The sequence below is a fragment of the Xenorhabdus eapokensis genome (genome assembly GCF_001908105.1).
Genome location: NZ_MKGQ01000008.1, coordinates 40,092 through 66,052, shown reverse-complemented (window position 1 = coordinate 66,052; position 25,961 = coordinate 40,092). Strand labels below are relative to the sequence as shown.

The following is a 25,961-nucleotide window of genomic DNA, read 5'->3' as shown; positions in this document are numbered from 1 at the left end:
AAAGCGAATTTCGTACCTTAGCTATACGTTCAGTACTCTGATTACATCGGGTTATAAAAAGTGTATGGTCGATGGTTATTCTTAACCAAATCGTCTTAGGGCTTTGTTAATTCAGATCTTCATGCAACATAAGAAATGCTAAATCTTGTTTACGAAGGGTAAGGCTAACTCTGCGTGTTTCGATTTGTATTGGATCGCCCAATGGAGCGAAGCGAATGACCTGAAATGTTGAGCCAGGTAACATACCGAGTGACAATAATTTTTGTCGGTAAGCTGGGGTAATTTCTGGAGAAAATCCCAGAATTTTATATCTACGTTCTGGAATAAGAACCATATAAATCTCCGCTCTAACTGAAAAAATAAGTGATTATAAGAATTATTATCCTCAATAATGGGAGAACCACAAGAAAAAAGTATGGTAATTCCTCTGAATTATAGTTGCTAATGATAATAATACGCAACTGCGATATCGGCTATTTATATTGGATAAGATGGGAATGAATTGATATTTATCAAATTAATGGTGGTTTTATTGAAAATAAGTCATTGTCAAGATTATTTAATATTTGGAAAAATTCTTTATTGATAAAATTCTGTTAATAAACAGAGCTTATTGATTTTTATTTCATTATTAATTTAACAAATGATAGGCTTGAATTGGCTTTTGGGAGGATAAAGCCGTTCATTTAATGGAACCTGTATACTCTCATCATCCTGGTGCTGGCTCCAGACTGAATCTTCATCTGGATCATAGGTGGAAAGGTTGAAGATACATGATTAGAAATTTATATGAGACTAATGTTATTAATGTTATAGAATAAATAATCATTACAACCCTACATTTTGAAATTAAATTGGTATATAATTTTTCAAATTGGATACGTGACCAAGTTTACTGCTGACATTGGTTGTTGGATGGATAACCAATAATTACAACATGCAGTTTAATCTAAACCAAAAATAGTCACGGTTAATTTCTCGTTTATAACTTGCTTACCTTATTACAGAAAAACAAAAAGGCCATGCCGGAAGCATAGCCTTGAATTTAGACTATAAATTAATTATCACTCCACAATAAGCGAAGACGAAGTGTTTCACCTACGTTTTGTTGCAACAGGTCACCTAATTTTTGCACGCCATTATTGCTATCATTATAATAGGTTCGGGAGAACTGTTCATCCATTCCATACCGGCCTGTATCTCCAAGAACATAATAAACATCATCAACAATTACGGTGAGATTGTTACCAAAGAATTCATTTACTTTTTGACGACTCTCTTGGTTGTTATTAGAGGAGGCTTGAATAATTAACTGTGTATCACTAAAATAGAACGCTGTTATGTTTTTAATATCTGGATTATTCTTGATTGGCTTTAAGGTACCAATGTGAGTAGATGGAGAAGGCGTATCTGTATCAAAATATCCAAAGGTTTGGTTACCGTAAAGCGTTCCTTCTCCCACTTCAAGATCAAACTCCAGATTGGGGCCCTGTAATTCCCAGTCACAAGCTGTTAAATCTTCTGGTGTTGGCTGCCAAGCGGTAATATTGTCTTGTTGACGCTTCTCAATTAACGGCGAGCTATCAGGTACAAGATGTATGTATTCAAAAGGATAAGTCCAATTACGTCTACACACTTTCTTGCCTAAATACACCTGAATTAGTGCCCACGGAGAAGAGCCAATAGGTGCAGTGATATCATTATCAATTTTAGTTGTGACGTTAACCTTGAATTGATCAGGGGTAAATGAACATTGTTGAGCAATATTACTGTCTAATTTATTTATTACTGACATAATTTCCTCACTTATTGATCATTAAAGTAACATGATAAAATCTGTTTACTCTCAGAGTGAATAATCTGCTGGGTTGTAAATTCAAAATTTACTGCTGATATTTTCCTAAATGCACAATACAGTGATAATAACTTCCATTTATCGTAAATATCATTATTTAATGTGTGATTCATTTTGTTTTTTATAAACAAAAAGTTCAAATAGATAAAAATCCATATATTAAAATTAAATTAACTTATTATTTGAATGTAAGCAAGTCAATTAAAATATGCAGATATTATCACTTGCTCAAATTTATAACGTTATTAATAAATATTAATGCGGTGTATACACACAAACAGAGCATGTATCATATTGGCATAAAAAAAGATACTCAATAATTCGAACCAGTAATAAAGTAATATATTTTGTGATGGAAATTATAACAGACTCGGCTTTTTAATAAAAACCGAGTCTACATTTACGTGATAATAAATCAGTTTGAATAGTCACTTTCTTTGGCTTTGATAAGGTGTTTAAGCATCAAAGTCAAATACCGCAAGAACTATTCCCATTTTTTAGATAACCGCAGATTTTTGGATTGTTAGCTATTGGAATTCCACCGGCAGTTGCGCAGGTTCTATTCCTGAGCCTTCCACAGAGGCCTTTATTGTGTATATGCCAGTTTGAGTTTGGTGCTTGTTAAGCCTAAGATACGGTGTAAAGAAAATCACACCATGACTATCGGTTAATGTATCACCACGCCCATCAGCATTGGTGTATACCTGAGGGTTGCCATCCTCACCCAATACGGGGTTCCCCTGTGGATCGGTTACGCTCAATTTAATTCTTTGGTTAGATATTTCTTTACTATTATTATCACTTGTAACGTTGACTCTTATAGTATAAATCCCAGTCGCCGGTACTGGGCCTTTTGGGTACGTTTCAATTTTCACATTGAGATCCGATGTGGAATCTAGCACCTGTTTTTCTTGCTGATTAACGTTAGACATAAACACCTCGCTGATCTTCATTAAAGTTTAAGGTTATTTCATCCTACGACTAAATCGCCAAACCATATTACTTAAGTTAAATTTTTATCGCAATAAGCGGTAATCATATAGCAATGAATACACACTAAAATCGGGTTTAGCATAATAAAATCTCTCTATTCGTCGAGTGAGTGATGCGCTGGCGTGTAAACTCAAAGTTTACTGCTAATTTATTGGGGTTTTATTTAAGAGAGGAAATTACTTTGAAATAAGCGGCTATGCAGAAAACACTGTGTTGCAGAAAATGAAACAGACTCGGCTTTTTGCTGAACCTAAAAAGCCGAGTCTACATTTACGTGATGATAAAATAACTGTCCTTATGCTTAAGCAAAGTTAAAATTGAAGTTAATTAAACTCCTTCATGTTGTTAGGGTCTACACATTTCCGTGATGGAGGGATATCTCCTGGCTTTAGGGGTATACCTATGCCAACACATATATGAATCTTAATTTTCTCAGTACTCGTCACTTGAACTGTCACCTCTCCACTAGATGGTTGGGTGTTCTTTTGAGGTGTAAAAGTTAGGGGGGTGTTATTAACGAGTTCTGACCACCATTTAATAGGAACATGCCCCAGCGAGCCTTCTGACGGATTTTCAAAAAGCCTCCCGTCAGGAGCATACATTGTCGTAGTAAATGTATAAAAATCAGTTCCACCATGCATAACTGGCTGGGGTGCCTGAGGGGATTGGCCGGTCGGTATGGGGCGACTGAACGTTGGCCATGCGAAATTCACCGTTAAAGGCTGCGTTGTTCCTATGCCATCCACTGAAGCTGTTACTGTAACGTCTTGGTCAGTACTACTGGTCAATATTGCGGTAGCTTTACCGCTTGAATTGGTTGTACTACTTACGGGGATTTTTACCGCGTTCTTGTCACCACCATTCTCAACCTCTGTATGCCAGTTAACTGTCTTATTAGGCAACGGGTTACCCTCGCCATCCGTAACGGTGACTGTCAGGTTATAAGTTCTACCTACCACTATAGGGCTTGGTACGTCCGATGTTATTGGCGATATCCCTGCTAGTCCGAAATTTACCGTAGACGTTGGTGATTGAACAGACTTATATTTCCCAACCTGAAGTGAAACCACTACATCCCCTTTGAATGCCTTAGTACTGGTGATGATTGCCTTTAAGTTTCCTTTGCTATCTGTTTTAGTATCTGGGGTGAGTATTATTCCATTTTTACCGGCGTCTGATGGTTTATCTATCTTCCAATGTGCATCACTAATGACTGTACCCTCTTTAACGGGTTTGCCATCACCACCCAGGATAGTCGCCATAAATTGATATTGTTGGTAACCACCGCCCGATAAGGACTTCAATTTCTCGGACGTAATACCAGACTGACCAATACTGTAATCTTTGGAATTGGCTGGATTGTCACCAAAGCTAACTTCGCCCACTAATTCTGGAGGCTGGCTATCTATTTGCAGGTACACCTTGACATCTTTATGTGGGTTTGTACTCACTAAGACCGGTTTTTGTTTGAAACGCCCGTTTTCATCAAGCACCACAGAATCCGACGTTCCCCAATCAAGTAACTTCAACCCACTCTCTGGGCCGATTTTAGGATCGGTTATCCACTGAACATGATTGATGGTGACATTTTTTATCGGTGCATTAGCGTCCGTATCAAAGGTAATCACAGGGTCAAACGTATATCCGTCCTTTTGATCTCCTGTCGCAGGCAGTGGTCCTGCTGGAGTAAAGTTAGCGCCTTCCTGTTTTTTCAGCATAAACGGCCTGACAATGACACGCATTTCAGCAGGCGCTGATTTTTGGTTATTTTCCCATTCAGCAACAGCATAAATGGGGTAATTGTTATTTTGGTTATCGCCAGATAAATAGGCTGGCAGGGTAACGTTGATGGTGTTGCCGGTCTTGGAAGAGAGTTTCCCACCGTGTTGTTCAAAATCTTTGTTGGTTGCCCAATGGATCTGCTTAAGCGGAGACTCAGAAGAGAACTTGGCGGTAATCTCCTGCTGACTTCCACTATAGCCGGTGATAACCTCCGGCAGCGACAATTGAGCGGCTGGCTTTGCCTGATGCTCAAGCACGATATGGTTATTTCTTTCTACCAGATCATAACGGCTGCCCGCTAATGTCCTTGCCGTCGCCACGTTTTCTGGCGATAACTGCACACTCAGGGGAACACCCAATCTATAGCTTAAGTTCGCCAAAAATTGTGTTTCGTTGTGCCCGTTTCCTTGTTTATAATCCACACCCAGAGTAAATAGCGGAACTGGGGTGTAAGACAGCCCCAAGGTAGCCAGGACGGGGTTTTTCTGTTTGGTGTCACGATCGAATAAAGTCACCTCATCGCCAAAATATTGCTCATAAGTCAGCTTGGCGCCCAGATTAGGGTAAGCAGGTAAGAAAAACTCTCCACTAATGTCATAACCGTTGGCGGGGCGTTCGTAATAACCGACAAAATCCCGTGAGTTTTTCCAGTTACTGACACGAAAATAGGTATTAGCAGCCAGTTTAATGTTGTCTGCCCACACTTCTCCACCCAGCCCAAGACGCTGGTTTTTGCCCGTCAGGTCATTGTCATAAAAGGTATTCAGGCCATACATCCAGTCCTGATAGAAATAACGACCACCCAATCCTACGTTGATGGTATCCCGACTGTCTTTGTTGCGATAACCAAGCTGGGAAAAGAACAGCCAATCCGCTTTATTATCATAAAGTGGCAGTAAAAGATCGAGTGAGCCGTTTTTTCGCGCTCCCTTTTTATCCAGTCCAAAATTAATTCTGGCCGTACCAAACTGTGATAACCATTTTTGTGCTTCAGACGTTACCAGGCCGTTAACTTGGCCTAACGCATAGGATTTGGCGTGTTCGGCCAATTCTGAAGGTGAAGATGACAGGAAATTACCGGCCATTTGGAGGTTTTTAGCAATAACATTTTGTGTATCAGCATATGAGGTGTGATTGTTTTCTTTTACGCTATTTTTACGCGTATCCGAATTCAGATATTTTTTACCTGATCCATTCACTCGCACGCCAATATTATCGTTCTCATCTGCTTTTTTCGTATATCTTTCAGTTCTAAGATCCCCTTCTGCAAAGGAGTTCGTTATCGTATAGGGTATCAATAACGAGTAAAGAAAAAAGAGTAAAAATATGACTTTACCAATATATGATAACATATTCACACACCTCATATTAAATAATCCTAAATAACACGGAGTTAACCCTATTGTGATAATAGTGATGTATTTTATTTTTGCGTTATTAAAAATAGTTATCACGTGATAATGATTTTCAATAGCTCAATAACTCAATAAGTTAAAACATTGATGATTTTAGCTAAGAGCTTATTAAGGAAGGAATAAAAAGTAAGCCTCTTGGAAATAATCGTCAGGGTAAATGCCCTGCTAAAATTCACCGAAATTGAATCCAGTTGAGTATCTTGATGGTGAACTGAAAAATGTCATTCGTTGTTCGTCAACGGTAATAAGTTAGCAGGAATTAAAAGGAAAGGTAAAAAGCCATCTCAGGAAGTTACAGAGAAGAGAGAAACACATTGTATGCTTTTTACACTATACCTAAATTCGTTATGCAGCGTGATAAAAAATAAACTTAATTAGAATGTTGATTTTTTATGATTCTTGTTGTGTTTATGTGGTGTATTTGTTATTTTATTTTTTGCTCTATAAACTTAGTGTCTGTTTAATGAAACTATAAAAAATATTTAGTGGTGAAACTATAAACTAACAATTAAATATTTACACATATATTATATATGAATTTATAGTTTTATAAGAGTGATTATATCTTTGTGTAATAATGAAATTTTGTTTAATGTAGATAATTATAATTTGCCTTTGAAGTAAATGTTTGTGGTTATGAATATATATCTAATTTCGCCGCGGAATTAGATATGCTAGTAAAAATTATGTGAAGCTTTTATTAGTGAAAATATATTATTAATATCATGGTGTGATTTTTACTTAGTAGCAAAGGAGGAATTATGAGTTCAAAAAACATAGAGATATCTAATAGATATAGAATATCAAAATATGTAATTAGAGAACTAAAACCTTTATGTAAACAAGATAATTATCACTGGTTGTTAGCTATCTTAAAGGATTACTCTCTTATAGCCATATCAATATATCTAACACTTGGTATCAGTTATTGGTTTTATCCTATTTCATTGTTTGTGATTGGTTCGACACAAAGAGCATTATCTAATATATTGCATGAGTCATCTCACAATATATTAGCTAAAAACAAGGTATTGAATTATGTAGCTGGAACTTACTTGTCTGGTTATTTAATCTTTCATCTTTATAATTCTTATAGTTATTCGCATATTAAATATCATCACGTTTATTTAGGGGATAAAGATAAAGATCCAGATTATAATTTTCATATACAATGTGGATTGTATGATGCAAATAAAAGTTCAAAGGAATTTTTTATTAAAAACATTCTATTAGCTCTAACAGGGTACAGAACTTTAAAATATATACAATATATAATAAAAGATAGAATAAAGATAAAAAATAACGAAAAAAGAGAAAAGGAATCAATTCCATTTATATTATATTGGATTGTTATTTTATCAGTTTGTATATATTTTGATATTATATTGTATTTTTTAGCTTTTTGGTTAGTGCCATTATTTACATTTGCAGTTGCAATAGGTTGGATAGTAGAGCTTTCCGAGCATTATCCATTGCCTGAATCTGAAGATGAAGCTCTATTGTTAACTAGAAATCGTAAAGGAGCATGGTGGGAAAATTTCTTTTTTGGTAGACATAATGATAACTATCATTTGGTTCATCATTTACATCCAGGTATTCCACATTGGAATATGAAAAAAGCACATGTTCTTTTAATGAAGGATACTAATTACGCCAAGTGGGATCGTTTATGGGGGGGGATATTTACACGTAAAAGCAAAAATGAAGAAACACTTCTTAGTTATTCTAAAAAATATAGAGAATATAAAAGGTTAAATAAAAAATGTGAAGTGAATAACAGTTTTGCAAAATATATTTTATCTGTTCAATAAATTATATTAAAAAGGGGATTGTTTATGAATGATTTTGAGAAAAAAGAAATGACGACCAAGGCACTTAAGAGTCTTGCAGCAGACTCTTTTTTAAGAGAATTATTTATTTCATCAAAAGTTTTTCAGGATTTTTTAAAGCCAGCAGCAAATAGATATATTGTAGGAGGAAATTATTCTGAATTGTTTGAAAGATTAAAAAATTTAGAAAATATAGGATATAACACGGGAGTAGAATTTGCAGGAGAAGAAGCTTCCTCAATATCTGAAGTAAATACAATAGTTAATGAATATCTTAATTTGATTGACCGCATAGAAGATGGAATTGAGAGTAAACCTCAGTTAGGATTTGACTTATCTAATTTGGGTTCAGGAATTTCAAAAGAAATTGCTATCTTAAATTGTGAGAAAATTTGTGAAAAAGCTATAAAAAAAGATATATCAATAATTATTAGTATGGAAAGGTCTAAGTGGACTGATATAATTCTTGACATTTTCTTCGCACTTAGGAAGAAGTTTAGTAACTTAGGGATAACATTACAGGCACAATTAAATAGAACTGATGATGATATAAAAGATGTTCTTAAAACTGGATGTAAAATTAGATTAGTAAAGGGAGTTTATGATGAATCTAGAAAGATCTCTCTCCCTAGGGGAAGCAAACTTGATAAGAGATACTTGGAAATTTTAACAAATATAGCTAATAATAATAATATATTTGCTTATGCAACTCAGGATCCAAAGCTGGTAGAGATGATTAGAGGAGAAGGTATACATAAGAAAGGAGAACATGAAATGCTTCATGGAGTGAGGCCTGAGTTGATAAAAAGCTCCAGAGACTTTTTTACCATTAAACCACGAATTGCATGTGTTTATGGTTACAATTGGTATTTGCATTTTATGCATCGTTTAGCAGAATCCCCTGAAAATATTTATCAGGCATTTAATGATATATATTTAAATGGTAGGATCAATAACTTATATAATCACCAGTACTAGAAATAAGTGGAAAAAATGAATGAAAGAATATGTTGCCTTAGTTGATGTTTATTCTAGTGGTAATTTTTTACCTCGTTTTTTTAAAGAAAATGGGATCTCTCTCATACACGTACAAAGTACACCTGAATTGATGCCATCAATGTTGGGACCTAATTTGTCAGAATATGAGCTAAATTTAGTTTATACTGGTTATAATTTAAATGAAATTATAAATTCGTTGAAAGAAAAGGAAGTAATTGCAGTTATTGCTGGACAGGAGCCAGGGGTAACTTTAGCTGACTTATTAAGTGAATCACTTAACTTAAAAAATTCAAATGGAACTAGATTGTCAAGTTCTAGGAGAAATAAGTATGATATGATTGAAACACTTCATGAAAATAACATTAAAGCAGCTTATCAAATTAAGTCATCAGACAAGAGTGATATTATTAATTGGGTTAATAATAAAAATGGATATCCATGTGTAGTAAAACCATTAAGTTCAGCTTCAACTGATGGTGTTACCATTTGTTTTAATGAAAGGGATGTTATTGATGCTTGTGATGTTGTTTTGAAAAATAAAGATATATTTGGTGTTGATAATGAAGAGATATTGGTTCAATCTTTTCTTGATGGTGACGAATATATAGTTGATACAGTAAGTTGTGGTGGCCATATTTATATTTGTGGAATATGGAAATATGTTAAAAAAATGGTTTATGGAGGAAAGAAAATATATGATAGAGATGTGTTGATTGATGAAAGCACTTATGAGGCAAAATTACTTGTTGATTATATCTATAAGGTTTTACCAGCACTAGGTATAATGAATGGTCCAGCTCATGCAGAAGTTATATTGACTAATGGAGGGCCTGCTCTAGTAGAAATAGGGGCCCGTCTAAATGGAAATATGGAACCTGATTTTCATGATATTGTCTTAGGCAACAATCAGGCAAGAATTACTTACATTTCTTATTGTTCACCTGATAGGTTTTTGAAGAATTTTTCTGGTAAAACATATGTAAAATTAAAAGAGGCATGTGTTCTAAATACATCAACTAAACTTAATGGAGTAATAACAGAGATTAATGAAAGGATAGTTAATGAAATTAAAGAATTGGATACGGTTTTTAAATTGGTTGTAAAATATGGTGTTGGTAGGAAAATAACACCAACTATTGATCTCTTATCAAGTCCTCTAAGAATATTTGTTTATTCTGATGAAATAACTGCTATAGAATTAGATTATCAAAAAATTGATTCAATCAAAGATGGGGTGTATGATTTAAATGTTTGATACAATAGCAACTATACGTGAATTGAACGTAAAGCTTAGATCATTATTTTTTGCAACTCTTTCATTCAGAATGGGAACTATGGGGTTCCCATTTTTTGCAGCGTATCTTATACAGGAGAAATCATTAAATGCGATTCAAGCTGGTGTATTAGTTGGTGTTTTTGGTGCAGGTGCGTTACTTTGTGATCTTATTATAGGATATTTCATTAAAAAATTTGGTTCCAGTAAGATTATTGTTTTTTCATTATTATTTACATCTATTATATTATTTTTTATCCCGTTCTTGGATTCTTATCATACAATAATTTTCTTTTCTTTTCTTTGGGGGATTAGTTATGAATCTTTTACTCCAGCCTCATATTCTGAAACTGTTTCAAATTCAGATTATTTAACAAGGAAAGTTGCTTTTTCATGTAATAGACTTGCTATAAATATAGGTATGGCTATTGGTCCTTTTGTTGGTGGTATTATATTTTCCATTAGTCCTATATTTGTTTTTTTAGTTAATTCAGTCTTTGCTTTGTTCTCTCTTGCTTTTTATATTTTCTCTATGAATATTAAAAATGCTCTGAATAGAGAGCTTGATAGCGATAATGAAAATAATTGTGTAAAAAAGGAATGTGAAATTATAGAAGATAAAAAATATCATTATCCAAGATTAGCTTTTATTCTTTCTTCTGTTTTGCCTATACATATTGCATATGCTCTTCCACCGACATTTCTTTCTGCATATATAATAAATTATACATCACTTCCAAGTTATTTTGTTGGTGTTATTTTCTTTGTTAATGCGTTTCTTGTTATTTTGTTTGAGCTTCCTATTAATAAAAGAATGAATGATATAAATAGTAGGGTTTCATTAATTTGGGGACTTTTGTTGGCAGCAGGAGGATTCGCATTAATGGTTGCTAGCCATAGTATTATTTTTCTAATAATAGCGACTTTATTATGGTCTTTGGGGGAGATGATAATATTTCCTGCTATAACGCATTATATTAGTGGTATATCTTCTAGTGAAAATGTTGATAGAAATTTGGGTTTTTATTCTGCTGGTGTGAATATAGGGGTGATGATAACACCATCTATCGCTTTTTATATGATGGAAAATGAAATGATTTCACCTTGGTTATTTGTTGGAATGTTTTTATTGTTTATTTCTGTTTTTTTGATTTTAATAAAGAAGAACAAAATTTTATGGAAGGATAATGCTTGATATGAGAGTTCACATGAATACAGCCGGCTCTGGAATAATTCATGATTCAACTCATGAAATTATGAAGAATTATTTATTTTCTGAATTCAAAATAGGTAGTTATGAAACTGAGTTGAAGTATGAATCTATTTTAAATAGTGAAGTTTATAATAATTGTGCACAATTGATGAATTGTGATCCAGAAAATGTGGCATTGTTTACTAGTGCAACAGATGCATGGGTTAGTATTATTAGAATGTTACGTGTTAAAGAAAAATCGGAAATATGGATTAGTGATTCAGAATATGCAGCTAATGTAATATATTTCTCATTTTTATCCAATAAGTATAATTTAAAACTACGACGAATCCCCTCAATTTCAAATTTTACTATTGACTTGGAATGGATGAGAAATAATTTATCTGATAATGTTTCAATTGTAAGTATTACGCATATGCCTTCATGCTGTGGTATTATTAATCCCATAGAGGAAATTGGTGAGCTATTAAAAAATAAAGACATTGCTTATATAGTTGACGCATGCCAATCAATAGGTCAATTACCCATTGATGTAAAAAAAATACAATGTGATCTTTTAACTGGTGCTAGTCGTAAATTTATTAGTGGTCCTAGAGGAGTAGGGTTTGCATTTGTCTCAAAAAAATTATCAAGCAAACTTAGTTACGATTTTTTTGATCTTCATGTAGGTTATACAGATAATTTTAATAAATGTTTGACTGTAAATACAGCGAAGAGTTTTGAAAGATCAGAAAGGAGTCTTGTTTCTATTTGTGGTTTCAATAATGCATTGAAAATAAGAATTAATGATAGTGATTATAATAATGAAAATTTCGTGTTTTTTCTTGAGGAATTAAAGAAAATTAAAAGTATTAAAATACTTTTTCCTGATTCATATATACAAGGTATAGCAGCCTTTCAATTTAAAAATTGTTCCGCTTCTGATGGAGTAAAAAAATTAAGAGATCAAGGAATTAACTTATGGGAAGGAACTGCTCAACATACACCGTTTTTATCCCCTCATATATTACACAGTAAATTTGTGCGGGCTTCTTTTGATAAAAATTTATCAATTCATGATATTGAGATTGCGTTAAATGCAATTAGAAAAATATAAGGTGTTTTCGAATCCTATTAATATGATGCATAAATACAAAATTAAAGATCCTGAATTGACTCAATTGAGCCAGTTCAGGAAATCATTTTAAGTCAACTAACGTTTTTTATTAAAGGCAGCGGCCAATGCATCACTCATAGCACTATTAGCTAAAGGTGCAGAACCTGAACGTGAAATAGGGCGGTTTCTGCCATTGCCGTTACGATTATTGCGATCCTGACGGTGACCTCCCTGAGAGCTACGGCGTGCTTGTGTTTCACCTGGTTGCTCATCAAGACGCATGGTCAATGCAATACGCTTGCGGTTGAGGTCAACATCCATCACCTTCACTTTCACGATATCACCTGTTTTGACGACGGTGTGTGGATCTTCCACAAAACGGTCGGATAGAGAGGAGATATGAACCAGCCCATCCTGGTGGACACCGATGTCTACGAATGCACCAAAATTGGTCACGTTAGTGACCGTACCTTCCAGGATCATACCCACTTGCAGGTCGTTCATGGTTTCAACCCCATCGGCAAATGTGGCGGTCTTGAATTCAGGACGTGGATCGCGACCTGGTTTTTCCAGCTCTTTCAGGATATCGGTGACGGTCGGAATACCAAATTTTTCGGTCGTGAACTCCTGTGCGCTCAGGTTACGCAAATTAGCCGGATTACCCATCAGTTCAGGCAAGGTTTGCTGAGTTGTTGCCAGGATCTTCTCAACGATTGGATAGGCTTCTGGGTGAACGGTTGAAGCGTCCAGCGGGTTATCGCCCTGATTGATGCGCAGGAAGCCCGCACATTGCAGGAAGGCTTTTGGCCCCAGACGGGTCACTTTCAATAGTTGGTTACGGTTGCCGAAACGACCGTTTTCGTCGCGCCAGTTAACAATATTTTGGGCAACGGTGCGAGTCAGGCCAGCAACGCGAGTCAGCAAGGCAACAGAGGCGGTATTCAGGTCAACGCCGACGCTGTTTACGCAATCTTCAACCACGTTATCCAGTTTCTTGGCAAGCAGAGTCTGGCTAACATCATGTTGGTATTGACCCACACCGATGGATTTGGGTTCGATTTTCACCAGTTCAGCCAGTGGATCTTGCAGGCGGCGGGCAATGGAAACCGCACCACGCAGGGAAACATCCAGATCAGGGAATTCTTGTGCAGCCAATTCAGACGCGGAATAGACAGAGGCGCCCGCTTCGCTGACCACCACCTTCTGTGCTGTGACGTCAGGATACTGTTTCTGAACGTTGGCAAAGAAGCGTTCTGTTTCACGGGATGCGGTGCCATTGCCAATGGCAACCAGTTCCACCTGATGTTTAGTGCACAGGGCTGCAACGATTGCTGCCGCTTTGTTTTCCTGTCCGGTGTGCGGATAAATAGTATCGGTGGCAATCAGTTTGCCCGTCGCGTCAACAACGGCAACTTTTACACCGGTACGCAAACCTGGGTCCAGACCCATTGTTGAGCGCATACCCGCTGGGGCTGCCATCAGCAGGTCATTCAGGTTACGGGCGAAGACGTTGATAGCCTCATTTTCAGCCTTCTCACGCAGTGTACCCATCAGTTCGGTTTCCAGATGCAGCAGCACCTTGATGCGCCATGTCCAGCTCACCACGGCTTTGCGCCAATGGTCAGCCGGTGCATTGTTCAGGCGCAACTGCAAGTGATCGGTAATAATTTGTTCGCAGTGACTCTCTTTTGGGGCTTCCTCAAATTGTGGATCAGCATTCAAAGCAAGTTGCAGGATGCCTTCATTGCGTCCACGGAACATGGCAAGGGCACGGTGGGAAGGGACAGTGGCGATAGCTTCATGGTGATCGAAATAATCGCTGAATTTAGCCCCTTCTTCCTCTTTACCCTCGACAACCCTGGAGACCAAATGGGCATTTTTCCATAAATATTCACGTACCTTCGCCAGCAGGGTTGCATCTTCGGCAAAACGCTCCATCAGGATATAACGTGCACCATCCAATGCGGCTTTGGTATCAGCAACGCCTTTGTCAGCATTGACATAGGCAGCCGCTGCCAGTTCTGGCTCTTGCTGCGGATCTTGCCATAGCAGGTCGGCCAAAGGCTCCAATCCGGCTTCGATGGCAGTTTGTCCACGGGTACGGCGTTTAGGTTTATAAGGTAGGTACAGATCTTCCAACTCAGTCTTGTTCAGCGTTGCGTTAATCGCTTCTGCCAGCTCAACGGTTAGTTTTCCCTGTTCCTCAATCGATTTCAGGATAGTCTGACGGCGGTTGGACAGTTCACGCAGATAGCCGAGACGGCTTTCAAGTTGGCGGAGCTGTGTGTCATCCAGACCACCGGTGGCCTCTTTACGGTAACGGGCGATAAAGGGAACCGTATTTCCCTCATCAAGCAGGGAGATGGCAGCTAGGATTTGCTGTGGTTGAGCCTGTAGCTCACCGGCAATGATTCGATTTAAAGATTCATTCATGGTCTGTTTTCTTCAACTTCTTTAGGGTCTGTAGATATTCTGAGACATCGTCAGACAGAGCCGGATAAGATCAAATTTCATCTGAAACAGTATCGGCATGGTTCAAACTGGCTCCATTTATACGTGCTGAGCGCAATAATTTCCAGTTTAGCGCGATATTTTGGTCATGTTGTAACAGAATTCATCAAATATCTTCTAGGTTGGGATTGGGTTGATGAGAGTTGATGAGATATAGTACTCCGCCATTAATCATCTTTTCTCAAGTGAGTTTTCTCATGGCCAAGAGTAATTATATTACCCGAGAGGGTTGGCATACGCTTGATCAGGAATTGAAATATCTCTGGAAAGTTGAACGTCCCAAAGTCACTCAGGCTGTTTCAGATGCGGCTGCATTGGGGGATCGTTCAGAGAATGCAGAGTACATTTATGGTAAAAAAAGGTTAAGAGAAATTGACCGCCGAGTACGTTTTTTATCCAAGCGTTTGGATGTACTGCAAATTGTCGATCCTGACCCGCGACAAGAAGGGAAAGTCTTTTTTGGGGCATGGGTAAAAGTTGAAAACGAAAATGAAGAAGAGCACATGTTTCGTTTGGTAGGATCGGATGAATTTGATCCAGCCAGAAAGTGGATTTCCATTGATTCTCCGGTGGCGAGAGCATTATTGGGTAAGCAGGTTGATGATGAAGTCACGGTGATGACACCAAATGGCGTGGTGACTTACTGGATACTGGAAATTAGCTACCAGCCTTTGGTATAAGTCACAGGGCTTGTTTAGCGGCCTTAAAAGACATGCGGTTAAGTTTCTATTGGCGTTATGGTTTTTCTGTGAAAGTGATGGATGTTGCGGGCAATGGAGCATCTTGGGAGCTGAAACATGCAAGAGAGTTATAAGATCCTTGTTGTTGATGATGATATGCGCTTGCGGGTGCTACTGGAACGTTACTTATCTGAACAGGGGTTCCAAGTGCGTAGCGCAGCAAATGCAGAGCAGATGGATCGTTTATTAACCAGAGAATCCATCCATTTGATTATCCTGGATTTAATGTTGCCTGGAGAAGATGGATTGTCTATTTGTCGACGGCTGAGAAGCCAGCATAATTCGATTCCGATCATCATGGTATCCGCGAAAGGGGAAGAAGTTGATCGGATTGTTGGGCTTGAAATTGGCGCTGATGATTATCTTGCCAAGCCTTTTAACCCGCGTGAATTGTTAGCACGTATGCGGGCTGTCCTGCGGCGACGAGCTAATGAATTGCCGGGAGCGCCGACGTCAGATGATGCGGTGATCAAGTTTGGGAAATTTAAACTTGATCTCGGAACGCGTGAAATGTTTCATCAAGATGAATTATTACCGTTGACCAGTGGCGAATTTTCCGTGTTGAAGGTATTGGTTTCTTACCCACGTGAGCCATTATCACGGGATAAATTGATGAATTTGGCTCGCGGACGAGAGTATGGTGCGATGGAGCGTTCCATTGATGTCCAGATTTCCCGCCTGCGGCGCCTGGTTGAAGAAGATCCTGCCCATCCTCGTTATATCCAGACAGTTTGGGGGCTGGGATACGTTTTTGTTCCTGATGGAAACAAGGCATGAAAAAGTCCGGTGTGAAAAAGTTTTGGCTTTCTCCGCGTACTTTGTTTTTCCGTGTCCTGTACTCAGTGCTGGGCAGCTTGCTGTTCAGCTCTCTGGTTACCTTACTACTGGTGGTACTAGAAGAGCTCCCTTTTAACGCGATATTTCCCTATCTCTTTATCAGTGTCTTGGTGGTGGCATTGTCCGTGCTCATGATGTTCTGGCGATATTCCGCTATCCAGAAACATTCATTGAAGGTGATGCAAAAAGTTGTTATCGACATAGGAAAAGGCAGAAGAGGCTCATTAATGCCTGAAATGGGGACGCCCGCTACTCGTTCTGTGATTAGGGCGCTTAACCGATTGTCGATGGAGCTGCAATCACAGGAAAGCGATCAGGCGGTATTAATGGCTGGCGTAAGCCATGATTTGCGCACGCCACTTACCCGTATTCGTTTGGCGATGGAAATGATGGCAGAAAAAGATGATTTTCTGACCGAATCTATCCATCAGGATATTGAAGAGTGCAATGTCATGATTGATCAATTCATTGATTATCAGCGGGCAGGGCAGGATATGCCGATGACATGCTGTGAATTGAATGGGGTGCTTGAAGAGGTGATTACAGCAGAGCAGCGCTGTACGGGAGATACAGATATTGAAAATTGCTTAACGACAAGTTCGATTTTCATTTTAGCTCATCCCTTTTCCATCAAACGGGTACTGATCAATTTGTTTACTAATGCCCGACGTTATGGCAATGGGTGGATACGCATCAGTAGTGGATCAACAGAAAAATTTGGCTGGTTTCAGGTTGAGGACAACGGTACTGGAATGACGAAAGAAGAAGCCACTATTTTATTCCAGCCTTTTACGCAGGGAACGGTTACGCAGGGAAATAGAAATGAAATAAATAATGGCGTGGGGCTGGGGCTGGCGATCATCCGTCGTATCATTGAAACCCACGGGGGAAATATTCAGGTGGGGAGCAGTGAAAAAGGGGGACTATCCATTCGCGTATCTATTCCGTTGAGTGCAATATGAAAACATCATTGCACGAAGCGTAAGGTATTCCTGAAATGCCCTGTCATAAAAATGTCATAATTCCTACATTTTATTGTCATTAAATTCACCTATTTTCCTTATCGAATCTTTTTATTACTTGAAAATCAGATTGTCAGTGATACCTGTCATTTGTTTTTCATTAATGACGCGTATCTCAGTAGAAGACCCAACAGGAGATTGTATGAAATCAATGCGTACCACTGTGGCGAGCATCATGGTGACTGTATTTGCCATGACATCACTGTCTTCATTTGCGGCAGCCAGCTTGACGGGGGCAGGTGCGACATTTCCTGCACCGATATATACCAAGTGGGCAGATTCTTACCAAAAAGAAACAGGTAACAAAATCAATTATCAAGGTATCGGCTCTTCTGGTGGTGTAAAACAGATTATTGCCAATACCGTTGATTTTGGTGCATCTGATGCTCCGCTTTCTGATGAAAAATTGGCGACTGATGGCTTGTTCCAGTTCCCAACGGTAATCGGTGGGATTGTGCTGGCAGTGAACATTTCTGGCATTAAATCTGGTCAGTTGATTTTGGATGGTAAAACCCTTGGTGATATCTATCTGGGTAATATCAAGAAATGGAATGATCCGGCAATTGCAAAGTTGAATCCGGATCTCAAACTGCCGGATCAGAATATTGCCGTGGTTCGTCGCGCTGATGGATCAGGGACTTCCTATGTCTTCACGAGTTATCTGTCCAAAGTTAACCGCGATTGGAAGCAAAAAGTTGGCGCTGGCTCGACCGTCAAATGGCCTACCGGATTGGGTGGTAAAGGCAATGATGGGATTGCTGCATTTGTTCAGCGTTTGCCGGGTTCGATTGGCTATGTCGAATATGCCTATGCGAAGCAGAATCACCTTGCTTATACCAGATTGGTCTCCGCAGATGGTGCCGTGCTAGCGCCTGCCGAAGAAAACTTTAGTGCGGCAGCCAAAGGTGCGGATTGGAACAGCAGCTTTGCACAGGATCTGACAAACCAGAAAGGCGATAATGCGTGGCCAATTACCTCTACTACCTTCATTCTCATCCACAAACAACAGGCAAATACCGCCAAAGGTATCGAAGTGTTGAAATTCTTCGATTGGGCTTATAACAACGGCAAAAAACAGGCGAAAGAGTTGGATTATGCCACCCTGCCGGAAGAAGTGGTCAGCCAGATACGTGCTGCATGGAAGAGCAATCTCTCCTTTTATTAAGAGGGGGAGATAACCAAAAATGAGAATGAAGCGTATGGCCGAACGTAAAATGGCGCTGAAAGCACCGAGCAAAAAGGGTGACATTATCTTCAGCGCCCTGGTCAGATTAGCGGCGTTGTTAACTTTATTTCTGCTGGGAGGCATTATCATTTCGCTGCTCATTGCTTCCTGGCCGAGTATACAAACATTTGGTTTTGCTTTCTTATGGAGCAAAGAGTGGGATGCACCGGCAGGGTTGTTTGGTGCATTGATACCGATTTATGGCACATTGATGACGTCATTGATTGCCCTGATCATTGCGGTTCCCGTAAGTTTTGGTATTGCCCTGTTTCTGACGGAGTTGTCCCCAAACTGGTTGAAACGCCCGTTAGGTGTGGCGATAGAGCTATTGGCGGCGATCCCCAGCATTGTTTATGGCATGTGGGGGTTGTTTGTCTTTGCTCCACTATTTGCCACCTATTTCCAGCAACCCGTTGGTGACGTGCTCTCCAGCGTTCCCATCGTGGGGGCGCTGTTCTCTGGTCCTGCCTTTGGTATTGGCATTCTGGCTGCGGGGGTCATTCTTGCCATCATGGTTATCCCCTATATCGCTTCGGTCATGCGTGATGTGTTTGAACAGACCCCTGTGATGATGAAAGAGTCTGCTTATGGTATCGGTTGTACAACATGGGAAGTGATTTGGCATATCGTCTTGCCTTATACCCGGAATGGTGTGATTGGTGGTGTAATGTTAGGGCTTGGTCGGGCATTGGGGGAAACAATGGCGGTCACCTTTATTATCGGTAATACCTACCAACTTGATAGTTGGTCGCTGTATATGCCAGGGAACAGTATTACTTCTGCATTGGCAAATGAGTTTGCTGAGGCTGAATCTGGTTTGCATACTGCCGCATTGATGGAACTGGGACTGATTTTGTTTGTCATCACTTTTGTCGTATTGGCGTTGTCAAAATTAATGATTATGCGTCTGGCAAAAAATGAGGGGCAGCGCTGAGATGACAACCATCAATAAGCAACCTCCACATTTAGTCAATACAGTAAACGACGCGGAGATGAAAAGCCGTCGCCGTATGCAGTCATGGCGTCGCCAGAAAAATCGGCTGGCGCTGATGCTATCCATGATGACGATGGCATTCGGTTTATTCTGGCTGGGCTGGATTTTAATCTCTACCGTCACTAAAGGTATCGATGGAATGTCGCTGGCGTTATTTACTGAAATGACGCCACCTCCCAATACCGAGGGTGGCGGGCTGGCAAACGCCATCGTTGGCAGTGGTTTGCTGATCTGCTGGGCGACAGTGTTTGGTACGCCATTGGGGATTATGGCGGGGATTTATCTGGCGGAATATGGTCGCCGTTCATGGCTGGCAGAAATTATCCGCTTTATTAATGACATCCTACTTTCAGCACCTTCGATTGTCGTCGGATTATTTGTCTATACGGTTGTGGTGGCAAAGGTGCAACACTTTTCGGGTTGGGCAGGGGTAATTGCGTTAGCACTGTTGCAGATCCCCATCGTTATTCGCACGACGGAAAACATGCTGAAATTAGTGCCGGATAACTTGCGTGAAGCCGCTTATGCCTTGGGTACACCGAAATGGAAAATGATCTCAGCCATTACTTTAAAGGCATCGATATCAGGCATTATTACCGGTGTATTGCTGGCTATTGCCCGTATCGCTGGCGAAACGGCTCCGTTGTTGTTCACTTCGCTTTCTAACCAGTTCTGGAGCACCGATCTCAGCCAGCCGATGGCAAACTTGCCTGTTACTATTTTCAAGTTTGCTATGAGTCCATTCTCTGACTGGCAGCAGTTGGCATGGGCTGGGGTATTGCTGATCACCCTGTGCGTACTGCTAATTAATATTGTGGCGCGTGCGCTGTTTGCGCAGAAAAAGCACTAATATTTTTTCAAAGGAACAAAATCAGATGGTATTAAAGAGATAAATATTGATGAATAAGGCGAATGACGTTATTTCAGTCAACAACATGGCAGTAAATAAAATCGCAGTAAGTAAAATTCAGGTACGTGATCTGAATTTCTATTACGGCAAGTTTCACGCACTGAAAAATATTACGCTGAATATCGCAAAAAATAAGGTCACGGCATTCATCGGACCATCGGGCTGTGGCAAGTCCACGTTACTACGTACTTTCAACAAAATGTATGAATTGTACGGTGATCAGCGCGCTGAAGGTGAAATTATTCTGGATGGCACCAATATCCTGACAGATAAGCAAGATATTGCCTTGCTACGTGCCAAAGTTGGGATGGTCTTCCAAAAACCAACACCCTTCCCGATGTCCATTTACGACAATATTGCTTTCGGGGTGCGCTTGTTTGAAAAACTGCCCAGAGCAGAGATGGATGAACGAGTCCAATGGGCGTTGACCAAAGCAGCATTGTGGAATGAAACCAAAGATAAATTGCACCAGAGTGGGTATAGCCTTTCCGGTGGTCAACAACAACGTCTGTGTATTGCCCGTGGTATTGCTATTCGTCCTGAAGTTTTGTTGCTGGATGAACCCTGTTCGGCACTTGATCCCATCTCTACAGGACGCATTGAAGAGTTGATCAGTGAACTGAAATCGGAATATACCGTAGTGATCGTCACTCACAATATGCAGCAGGCGGCTCGCTGTTCGGATTCCACGGCGTTTATGTACCTTGGTGAACTGATTGAATTTAGTGATACCGATAGATTGTTCACCACGCCGAAAATGAAACAGACCGAAGATTATATTACTGGCCGTTATGGTTAATGCGGGGGCATAGAAGGTATGGGGCATAGCATCGTATGGACAATTTGAATCTCAGCAAACATATCTCCGGTCAGTTTACGGCTGAACTGGAACATATTCGTACAGAATTGATGACAATGGGCGGGCTGGTGGAAGAACAGCTCAGTAAGGCGATTCTGGCGATGCACAACCAGGATGAAGTCTTAGCACGGCAAGTGATTGAGGATGACCAGAAGGTTAATATGCTGGAAGTGGCGATTGATGAAGCGTGCGTCCGCATCATTGCAAAACGCCAACCGACGGCCAGTGACCTGCGTCTGATCATGGTTATTTCAAAGACTATTGCTGAACTGGAGCGTATTGGCGATGTTGCCGATAAGATTTGCCAGACCGCGCTTGAAAGATTTTCACATCAACAACAATCCTTGCTGGTTAGTCTGGAATCATTAGGGCGTCATACGATCCAAATGTTGCATGATGTGTTGGATGCCTTTGCCCGTATGGATCTGCAAGAAGCTATCCGCATCTACCATGAAGACAAAAAAGTGGATCAGGAATACGAAAGTATTATCCGCCAGCTAATGACCTACATGATGGAAGATCCCAGAACCATTCCAAATGTTATGACAGCTCTCTTCTGTGCCCGCTCTATTGAGCGCATTGGTGACCGTTGCCAGAATATTTGTGAATTTATCTTCTATTACGTTAAAGGGCAGGATTTCCGCCATATTGGTGGTGATAATCTGGAAAAATTACTGACCCAAAAGGAATAGTTTTTATTCCAAAAATGAATAAATATAGTATTTTATATTATTTCATGTGCTATATCGAAATTGATAGCTTTTGTTGATATATAAAAATTAATAACCAACAGGGGTATACAATGAAGATTCGCAACAACTCTCGCGTAGCGGTTACTGCTCTGCTGACCAGCTTGGCATTGGTTTCAGGGGTGGCAAAAGCAGATAAACTTGATGACATTAAAAAAGCGGGCACGGTACGTATTGCGGTATTTGACAGTAACCCACCCTTTGGTTTTATCGATCCCCAAACGAAAAAATTGGCAGGCTATGATGTCGATATCGCCAATGCGATTGCCAATGATTTGGGGGTAAAGCTGGAACTGCGTCCAACGAATCCAGCAAACCGCATCCCTCTGCTTTCTTCCAAGAAAATTGACTTAATTGCTGCTAACTTCACGATCACTGACGAACGCGCAAAACAAGTTGATTTTTCCATCCCTTATTTTGCGACTGGTCAGAAATTTATTGCCCGCAAAGGTGTTCTGACCAAGCCGGACGATATTGCCAAACTGCGTATTGGTGCAGACAAGGGCACTGTACAGGAAATTACCTTGCGTGAGCGTTATCCTACAGCCAAAGTGATCTCTTATGATGATACACCGTTGGCATTTGCGGCTCTGAGAAATGGTAATGTTCAGGCGATCACGCAGGATGATGCGAAACTGGTTGGTTTGCTGGCAAACGTACCAGAAGCCCAGAAAGCCGATTTTGAAATTTCCCCTTTCAGTATTACTCGTGAATATCAAGCAGTCGCAGCTTCCAAAGGGGAAACGCGATTGGTTGATTCGGTTAACCAAACCTTACTGAAATTGGAAAAAGAGGGTGAAGCAGAGAAAATCTATAACCGCTGGTTTGGCCCAGACACTAAATCCGCTCAACCGCGTGGTGATTTTAAATTTGCGCCGTTAGAGGATCAGGCAAAACAGTAATGTTCGTTTAGCCGTTTCTGTTTAGTGCCTCTATTTTAAAACACAAATTGATTAGCCCCGTTATTTCGGGGCTTTGCTGTTTGTTTATGTGGTGAACGAGATGTTTGAGCAATTTATTACCGAGCACTTACTGGCTCCTGAATATCTGCAATGGCTTTGGCAGGGATTTCTGATCACCTTGTGGCTTTCTGCCTGTGTTATTACCTCCTCCACTTTATTGGGTTTTGTGATTGCGGCGGTACGGGATAGCCAAATCAAGCCGCTGTGCTGGTTGATTACGGCTTACACGACAGTATTTCGTAACACGCCTCTGTTGGTACAACTGTTTTTCTGGTACTTCGCATCCGGGCAAATTTTGCCACAAGCGGCGATGATATGGCTGAACACGCCCCATGACACAATGATTTTCGGTCTGACACTGGAATGGCCGTCTTTTGAATTTCTGGCAGGATTTATCGGATTAACTCTCTACTCAGCCCCGTTTGTTGCGGAAGAATTACGTGCGGGCATTCAGGGAGTCGGACGCGGGCAGAAATATGCTGCCCATGCATTGGGTTTAACGGGTTGGCAGGCCATGCGTCACGTTGTGTTGCCACAGGCACTGAAAATAGCCATGCCACCTTTATTGGGGCAATACATGAATATTGTCAAAAATTCATCATTAACTATGGCGATTGGTGTGGCAGAACTCTCCTATGCTTCTCGTCAGGTGGAAACTCAATCCTTACAAACCTTTGAGGCATTTGGTGTGGCGACCGTACTCTACATCGCCATTATTGCCATGATGGAAGGTTGGGGACAATGGCGCCAACAGAGAACATTGATGAGAGGGTATTGATATGGACTTTACGGTTATTGCAGAAAACTGGCGTTATTTGCTCTTGGGAACCTTTCCCGATGGGCCACTGGAAGGGGCGGCATTGACGCTGGTAATCAGTATCATAGCGGGGACGATCTCCATCGTATTGGGTATTCTGGGTGGCGTTGCACTGGCGATGCTGCGTGGCTTTTGGGCCAACTTATTGGCGGCAGTGCTGGGTTTCTTCCGCGCCATTCCAGTCATTATGCTGATTTTCTGGACGTATTTCTTGTTACCTGTCGTATTGGGAATGGAGATCCCTGAAATTACGACCGTTGTTTGTGCACTGGCATTGATTACTTCGGCTTATTTAGCACATGGCGTCAAAGCGGGAATTTTAGCGATTGGTGATGGTCAATGGCGGGCAGGGTTATCGCTGGGTTTCAATCGTTGGGAAGTGTTGTGGCATATCGTTTTGCCGCAGGCATTGCGCATGATGGTGCCTTCATTTATCAATCAGTGGATTGCGTTAATCAAGGATACCTCATTGGCTTATATCGTTGGCGTCGCGGAATTGTCATTTTTGGCGACCCAAGTGAATAACCGCAGTATGGTCTATCCGATGGAAGTCTTTTTATTCGTTGCGCTGGTGTATTTTGTGATGTGTTTATCACTGGAGTTAGTGGCTAATTACATTGCCCGTCGTTTCTCAGTGAGGCGTAAAAAGAACCGCCATCTTCGGGTTTTGGCGTAAAAAAACGTTGACCGTGGTTCCTCAAAATTAATATCTGACAAATATTTTCGTTATTGCATTCATTCCCTGCTGCGAGGCCTGTCTCTTGATCATATTTTATAGCTCAAGAGACTTGGACAGTAAATATCCCATCATCAACGGGTTGATAATGGGGTATCCCATTTCCTCCCGAACTGCCCGATGAGTAAACTCCAGTGAGGTTGTATCTTCCAAGGCAAGCAAACAATCATAGGATCTGGTGTGTTCAGTCGTTGCCACAAATCTCGCCTCGGCAATAGCCGCTGCATCTTTCATAAAATTCAGAGCAAAAGCTAAAAAGCATAATTTTAATTCAGTTTAATGTTAATTAATTCATAACAATAACCCTTGCTGTGTAAAATATTACCCAGCAAGGGCGTAGTATTCTGTTAATCATTGTACTCCGGCTGAAATTATTTATTATAAAAAATAATTAACTCCATGAACCCGATCCACCACCTGCGCCTACTATAAGGGAAATTGCGAGACCGCCGAAGGAACCAAGCAAATAGCTATTTGAATCAAAGAATTGCAAACCAAAGCTCACGGGCGTTGACTGAAACGAGAAACTTACCGTATTAGAACAAAGTGCATCTAAATCGTCTGTAAAAATAAATCCTTGTATAGCTGCAATGCCAGGAGTCGTAAACCCTCCTGCCTGCCCGTGAAAAACTTTGTTACCAGCAAAATCCAAGAGCAGGGAAAACCTCAGATAAAAAACGAGGCTTTCTACTTGACCTCCCGCTGAATATGCATCTAGTCCTGAAGAAGCCATTCTTTTTGTCGCTTCATCAATAAGTTTGGAGTCTAGCTTCCCCTGCATAGTTTGTTTAAAATTTTCAATAACTTTTAGTTTAATTTCATTTTTTTCTAATTCGTTCATAATATTACCTCTTTTATAATTTATTGAATATAGAGAAAAAATAATATCTAAAATGTATGAATCTTATTATTTTACTTAAATAATAATAACAATGGATATTTCTGTATGAGGATTCATAGGGCGATGGAATAACAATTCCGCCTATTATTGTGTTAAGATGAAACTGTTTATTATGATATAATAAAATGACGTTATTATTTATAGTATGATAGCTTATGAAGAATACACCAAATATTATTTGGTTATATTTATAACGTTTTTAAGAAGAATAATAATAAAAGTATATGCTCATATCAGACGGAA

Annotated in this window: 23 protein-coding genes; 16 read left to right on the top strand and 7 right to left on the bottom strand. The window is 39.9% G+C overall.

Translation table 11 applies throughout. The features are described 5' to 3' along the window. Positions 1-106: 106 nt before the first annotated feature. The 4 genes from feoA to Xedl_RS07895 all read right to left on the bottom strand — a co-directional run bounded on the left by feoA (position 107) and on the right by Xedl_RS07895 (position 5,982). Positions 107-334, bottom strand: a complete 228-nt coding sequence (gene feoA / locus Xedl_RS07910; protein ID WP_074020765.1) for a ferrous iron transporter A — start codon at positions 332-334, stop codon at positions 107-109. A 723-nt stretch (positions 335-1,057) separates the two neighbouring features. After that, a complete protein-coding gene (locus tag Xedl_RS07905; protein WP_074023278.1) occupies positions 1,058-1,795 on the bottom strand; it encodes a Thoeris anti-defense Tad2 family protein in 738 nt (245 codons plus the stop codon). A 587-nt stretch (positions 1,796-2,382) separates the two neighbouring features. After that, on the bottom strand, positions 2,383-2,787 hold the full coding sequence (locus Xedl_RS07900; RefSeq protein WP_143187409.1) for a hypothetical protein: 405 nt from the start codon (positions 2,785-2,787) through the stop codon (positions 2,383-2,385). Between the two features lie 384 nt (positions 2,788-3,171). Next, positions 3,172-5,982, bottom strand: a complete 2,811-nt coding sequence (locus tag Xedl_RS07895) for an inverse autotransporter beta domain-containing protein (protein WP_074023276.1) — start codon at positions 5,980-5,982, stop codon at positions 3,172-3,174. 824 nt (positions 5,983-6,806) lie between these two features. Between Xedl_RS07895 and Xedl_RS07890 the strand changes: the two genes are divergently transcribed. Genes Xedl_RS07890 through Xedl_RS07870 form a run of 5 tightly spaced genes read left to right on the top strand, consistent with a single transcriptional unit; the run spans position 6,807 to position 12,455 of the window. Next, entirely contained in the window at positions 6,807-7,856 is a 1,050-nt protein-coding gene (locus tag Xedl_RS07890) for a fatty acid desaturase family protein (protein ID WP_074023275.1), read from the top strand. A 24-nt stretch (positions 7,857-7,880) separates the two neighbouring features. Then, positions 7,881-8,852 (top strand): proline dehydrogenase family protein, encoded by a 972-nt coding sequence (locus Xedl_RS07885; RefSeq protein ID WP_074023274.1) that lies wholly within the window; start codon positions 7,881-7,883, stop codon positions 8,850-8,852. Between the two features lie 19 nt (positions 8,853-8,871). Beyond that, the gene (locus tag Xedl_RS07880; protein ID WP_074023273.1) at positions 8,872-10,128 is read left to right on the top strand and encodes an ATP-grasp domain-containing protein; all 1,257 of its coding nucleotides are present in this window, start codon (positions 8,872-8,874) and stop codon (positions 10,126-10,128) included. Further along, positions 10,121-11,341, top strand: a complete 1,221-nt coding sequence (locus Xedl_RS07875; protein WP_074023272.1) for an MFS transporter — start codon at positions 10,121-10,123, stop codon at positions 11,339-11,341. Before Xedl_RS07880 ends, Xedl_RS07875 begins: the two co-directional genes overlap by 8 nt. 13 nt (positions 11,342-11,354) lie before the next feature. After that, positions 11,355-12,455 (top strand): aminotransferase class V-fold PLP-dependent enzyme, encoded by a 1,101-nt coding sequence (locus Xedl_RS07870; RefSeq protein ID WP_158024352.1) that lies wholly within the window; start codon positions 11,355-11,357, stop codon positions 12,453-12,455. A gap of 96 nt (positions 12,456-12,551) precedes the next feature. On the opposite strand, the gene Xedl_RS07865 is transcribed toward Xedl_RS07870, so the two are convergent. Beyond that, the gene (locus Xedl_RS07865; RefSeq protein WP_074023271.1) at positions 12,552-14,888 is read right to left on the bottom strand and encodes a Tex family protein; all 2,337 of its coding nucleotides are present in this window, start codon (positions 14,886-14,888) and stop codon (positions 12,552-12,554) included. A 275-nt stretch (positions 14,889-15,163) separates the two neighbouring features. On the opposite strand from Xedl_RS07865, the gene greB reads away from it, so the two are divergent. The 11 genes from greB (at position 15,164) to Xedl_RS07810 (ending at position 24,757) form a co-directional block, all read left to right on the top strand. Continuing rightward, positions 15,164-15,646, top strand: coding sequence for a transcription elongation factor GreB (gene greB / locus Xedl_RS07860; RefSeq protein ID WP_074023270.1), 483 nt, complete (start codon positions 15,164-15,166; stop codon positions 15,644-15,646). A gap of 117 nt (positions 15,647-15,763) precedes the next feature. Further along, positions 15,764-16,483 carry an osmolarity response regulator transcription factor OmpR gene (gene ompR, locus Xedl_RS07855; protein ID WP_074023269.1) on the top strand — a complete coding sequence of 240 codons (720 nt, stop codon included), beginning with the start codon at positions 15,764-15,766 and terminating at the stop codon, positions 16,481-16,483. Further along, on the top strand, positions 16,480-17,505 hold the full coding sequence (locus Xedl_RS07850; RefSeq protein ID WP_143187408.1) for an ATP-binding protein: 1,026 nt from the start codon (positions 16,480-16,482) through the stop codon (positions 17,503-17,505). The genes ompR and Xedl_RS07850 overlap by 4 nt, the downstream gene beginning before the upstream one ends. Positions 17,506-17,707: 202 nt before the next feature. Then, positions 17,708-18,730, top strand: coding sequence for a phosphate ABC transporter substrate-binding protein PstS (gene pstS, locus Xedl_RS07845; protein ID WP_074023268.1), 1,023 nt, complete (start codon positions 17,708-17,710; stop codon positions 18,728-18,730). Positions 18,731-18,764: 34 nt separating this feature from the next. Beyond that, a complete protein-coding gene (pstC, locus tag Xedl_RS07840) occupies positions 18,765-19,724 on the top strand; it encodes a phosphate ABC transporter permease PstC (RefSeq protein WP_074023351.1) in 960 nt (319 codons plus the stop codon). 1 nt (position 19,725) lies between these two features. After that, entirely contained in the window at positions 19,726-20,634 is a 909-nt protein-coding gene (pstA, locus tag Xedl_RS07835; RefSeq protein ID WP_074023267.1) for a phosphate ABC transporter permease PstA, read from the top strand. Positions 20,635-20,683: 49 nt separating this feature from the next. Beyond that, the gene (gene pstB, locus Xedl_RS07830) at positions 20,684-21,493 is read left to right on the top strand and encodes a phosphate ABC transporter ATP-binding protein PstB (RefSeq protein ID WP_074023266.1); all 810 of its coding nucleotides are present in this window, start codon (positions 20,684-20,686) and stop codon (positions 21,491-21,493) included. A gap of 35 nt (positions 21,494-21,528) precedes the next feature. Next, entirely contained in the window at positions 21,529-22,245 is a 717-nt protein-coding gene (gene phoU, locus Xedl_RS07825; protein ID WP_074023265.1) for a phosphate signaling complex protein PhoU, read from the top strand. A gap of 110 nt (positions 22,246-22,355) precedes the next feature. Further along, positions 22,356-23,204 (top strand): ABC transporter substrate-binding protein, encoded by an 849-nt coding sequence (locus tag Xedl_RS07820; RefSeq protein ID WP_074023264.1) that lies wholly within the window; start codon positions 22,356-22,358, stop codon positions 23,202-23,204. A gap of 100 nt (positions 23,205-23,304) precedes the next feature. Further along, complete coding sequence (locus Xedl_RS07815) at positions 23,305-24,042, top strand: amino acid ABC transporter permease (protein ID WP_074023263.1); 738 nt, start codon at positions 23,305-23,307, stop codon at positions 24,040-24,042. 1 nt (position 24,043) lies between these two features. Continuing rightward, positions 24,044-24,757 carry an amino acid ABC transporter permease gene (locus tag Xedl_RS07810; RefSeq protein WP_074023262.1) on the top strand — a complete coding sequence of 238 codons (714 nt, stop codon included), beginning with the start codon at positions 24,044-24,046 and terminating at the stop codon, positions 24,755-24,757. A gap of 96 nt (positions 24,758-24,853) precedes the next feature. Here Xedl_RS07810 and Xedl_RS07805 read toward each other — a convergent pair whose 3' ends face one another. Then, on the bottom strand, positions 24,854-25,051 hold the full coding sequence (locus tag Xedl_RS07805) for a hypothetical protein (RefSeq protein ID WP_074023261.1): 198 nt from the start codon (positions 25,049-25,051) through the stop codon (positions 24,854-24,856). Between the two features lie 157 nt (positions 25,052-25,208). Further along, entirely contained in the window at positions 25,209-25,658 is a 450-nt protein-coding gene (locus Xedl_RS07800) for a VapA/VapB family virulence-associated protein (protein WP_074023260.1), read from the bottom strand. Positions 25,659-25,961: the final 303 nt, after the last annotated feature.

What these genes read in the sequence shown, in the direction of transcription:
- feoA (WP_074020765.1), bottom strand. Translation starts at nt 334, where the DNA reads ATGGTTCTTATTCCAGAACGTAGATATAAAATTCTGGGATTTTCTCCA.
- Xedl_RS07905 (WP_074023278.1), bottom strand. Translation starts at nt 1,795, where the DNA reads ATGTCAGTAATAAATAAATTAGACAGTAATATTGCTCAACAATGTTCA.
- Xedl_RS07900 (WP_143187409.1), bottom strand. Translation starts at nt 2,787, where the DNA reads ATGTCTAACGTTAATCAGCAAGAAAAACAGGTGCTAGATTCCACATCG.
- Xedl_RS07895 (WP_074023276.1), bottom strand. Translation starts at nt 5,982, where the DNA reads ATGTTATCATATATTGGTAAAGTCATATTTTTACTCTTTTTTCTTTAC.
- Xedl_RS07890 (WP_074023275.1), top strand. Translation starts at nt 6,807, where the DNA reads ATGAGTTCAAAAAACATAGAGATATCTAATAGATATAGAATATCAAAA.
- Xedl_RS07885 (WP_074023274.1), top strand. Translation starts at nt 7,881, where the DNA reads ATGAATGATTTTGAGAAAAAAGAAATGACGACCAAGGCACTTAAGAGT.
- Xedl_RS07880 (WP_074023273.1), top strand. Translation starts at nt 8,872, where the DNA reads ATGAAAGAATATGTTGCCTTAGTTGATGTTTATTCTAGTGGTAATTTT.
- Xedl_RS07875 (WP_074023272.1), top strand. Translation starts at nt 10,121, where the DNA reads ATGTTTGATACAATAGCAACTATACGTGAATTGAACGTAAAGCTTAGA.
- Xedl_RS07870 (WP_158024352.1), top strand. Translation starts at nt 11,355, where the DNA reads ATGAATACAGCCGGCTCTGGAATAATTCATGATTCAACTCATGAAATT.
- Xedl_RS07865 (WP_074023271.1), bottom strand. Translation starts at nt 14,888, where the DNA reads ATGAATGAATCTTTAAATCGAATCATTGCCGGTGAGCTACAGGCTCAA.
- greB (WP_074023270.1), top strand. Translation starts at nt 15,164, where the DNA reads ATGGCCAAGAGTAATTATATTACCCGAGAGGGTTGGCATACGCTTGAT.
- ompR (WP_074023269.1), top strand. Translation starts at nt 15,764, where the DNA reads ATGCAAGAGAGTTATAAGATCCTTGTTGTTGATGATGATATGCGCTTG.
- Xedl_RS07850 (WP_143187408.1), top strand. Translation starts at nt 16,480, where the DNA reads ATGAAAAAGTCCGGTGTGAAAAAGTTTTGGCTTTCTCCGCGTACTTTG.
- pstS (WP_074023268.1), top strand. Translation starts at nt 17,708, where the DNA reads ATGAAATCAATGCGTACCACTGTGGCGAGCATCATGGTGACTGTATTT.
- pstC (WP_074023351.1), top strand. Translation starts at nt 18,765, where the DNA reads ATGGCCGAACGTAAAATGGCGCTGAAAGCACCGAGCAAAAAGGGTGAC.
- pstA (WP_074023267.1), top strand. Translation starts at nt 19,726, where the DNA reads ATGACAACCATCAATAAGCAACCTCCACATTTAGTCAATACAGTAAAC.
- pstB (WP_074023266.1), top strand. Translation starts at nt 20,684, where the DNA reads ATGAATAAGGCGAATGACGTTATTTCAGTCAACAACATGGCAGTAAAT.
- phoU (WP_074023265.1), top strand. Translation starts at nt 21,529, where the DNA reads ATGGACAATTTGAATCTCAGCAAACATATCTCCGGTCAGTTTACGGCT.
- Xedl_RS07820 (WP_074023264.1), top strand. Translation starts at nt 22,356, where the DNA reads ATGAAGATTCGCAACAACTCTCGCGTAGCGGTTACTGCTCTGCTGACC.
- Xedl_RS07815 (WP_074023263.1), top strand. Translation starts at nt 23,305, where the DNA reads ATGTTTGAGCAATTTATTACCGAGCACTTACTGGCTCCTGAATATCTG.
- Xedl_RS07810 (WP_074023262.1), top strand. Translation starts at nt 24,044, where the DNA reads ATGGACTTTACGGTTATTGCAGAAAACTGGCGTTATTTGCTCTTGGGA.
- Xedl_RS07805 (WP_074023261.1), bottom strand. Translation starts at nt 25,051, where the DNA reads ATGAAAGATGCAGCGGCTATTGCCGAGGCGAGATTTGTGGCAACGACT.
- Xedl_RS07800 (WP_074023260.1), bottom strand. Translation starts at nt 25,658, where the DNA reads ATGAACGAATTAGAAAAAAATGAAATTAAACTAAAAGTTATTGAAAAT.